The organism is Streptomyces sp. SID12501 (assembly GCF_010550245.1).
Taxonomy (GTDB): Bacteria; Actinomycetota; Actinomycetes; order Streptomycetales; family Streptomycetaceae; genus Streptomyces.
On the sequence record NZ_JAAGLU010000259.1, the window covers coordinates 1 to 617 of the forward strand.

General features: G+C 65.0%; 1 pseudogene. It reads left to right on the forward strand.

From position 1 onward, the window contains the following. Positions 1-59: 59 nt before the first annotated feature. Positions 60-617, forward strand: a pseudogene (locus G3I71_RS50605) (reverse transcriptase domain-containing protein); the annotation flags it as partial.

Genomic DNA, 617 nt, shown 5'->3' on the forward strand with positions numbered 1-617 from the left:
TTTTCCACCCTGACAGTTTCGGATACCGGCCCGGACGGTCCGCTTTGGACGCGGTGAAAATGTGCCGGGAACGCTGTTGGAAACGGGACTGGGTGGTGGAGTTCGATATCGCCAAGTTCTTCGACAGCGTGCCCTGGGACCTGCTCGTCAAGGCGGAGGAAGCGCACACCGACGCCGTTTGGGTGAGATTGTATGTGCGGCGGCGGCGGTGGCTCGAAGCGCCGCTCGCCATGCCCGACGGCTCCCTGCTGGAGTGAGGTTCCCCCGGTACCCCTCAAGGGGCCCCGGTGTCTCCCGTGCTGGCGAACCTGTTCCTGCATTACGCGTTCGACACATGGATGGGCCGGGAGTTCCCGTCCGTCTGGTTCGAACGCTATGCGGACGATGCGGTGCTGCACTGCGTCACCGAGCGCCAGGCCCGCCAGGTGCTGGCCGCGCTCACGGACAGGATGGCCGAGGTCGGGTTGCAACTGCATCCGGCCAAGACCCGGATCGTGTACTGCAAGGACGGACAACGCCGGGGCTCGCACGAGCACACGGCTTTCACGTTCCTCGGGTACACGTTCCGCGCCAGGAAGAACCGCAGCCGTCACGGGAACCTGTTCCTGTCGTTCGAG